The sequence below is a fragment of the Pseudoxanthomonas kaohsiungensis genome (assembly GCF_010211765.1).
Taxonomy (GTDB): Bacteria; Pseudomonadota; Gammaproteobacteria; order Xanthomonadales; family Xanthomonadaceae; genus Pseudoxanthomonas; species Pseudoxanthomonas kaohsiungensis.
This window is the reverse complement of sequence record NZ_PDWO01000046.1, coordinates 1-685: the sequence shown is the minus strand read 5'-3', so window position 1 is coordinate 685 and position 685 is coordinate 1. Positions and strand designations below refer to the sequence as shown.

Here is a 685-nt window from a genome sequence, read left to right as displayed (position 1 = left end):
TAGATACGATAGTCATCGTTATTTTTTGTGAGTCATGATGCAGTAGTCTTGTGTTATCTCGTATGATTGTCACATCATCTACGTCTCAGGTGTGATACAGATTATACGTATATTAATCTGTTAGGTTTTTTTTTTTTTTGCCAAACGCGATCGCGGCCTGCGTCGCGGCGCGGAAGTTCTGCGTGGTGGCGGTTCCGGTGGCAAGCAATCCCTTCTGCAGGTCCATCACCTTGCTGGCGCTGGTGTAATACGTGGCGTAGCTGGACGCCATGAGCTTCATTTGCTCAGCCGTCATGCCCGACGCGTTGCCGCTCAGGATGATGGCCTTTTCAAGCTCTGCGCTCGCCTGCGCGGCCTTGTACAGCGATGCCGTGAACCCACCGACGATGGCGGCCACGCCGAGAATGCTTAGTCCTGTCGCGCTGAAGACCTTCCCCATGACGCCGGTGTAGTTCGCCAGGGTCAGCGAGGTCTGCGAGAGGCGGCCATAGTTTCCCATCAAGATGTCCGTACCCATGCGCCCCATTTCACGTCGCGCCATCGCGCTGTTGAGCGTCAACTTGTGCGTTGCTTCGCCAGCCTTGTCCAACTCCTGCCGCATGCCGGCAATCTTGCCCGAGAACAGTACATAGTCATCGCCCGAGATTGCACCGGACTTCTTGAATGCGGCCAGCTTCGCCTGCAT

At 55.5% G+C, this 685-nt stretch carries 1 protein-coding gene; it reads right to left on the bottom strand.

What is annotated here, in order from left to right:
• Positions 1-112: 112 nt before the first annotated feature.
• Positions 113-685 (bottom strand): phage tail length tape measure family protein (locus tag CSC66_RS17210; protein WP_202935693.1); only part of this gene is annotated, 573 nt, incomplete at its 5' end.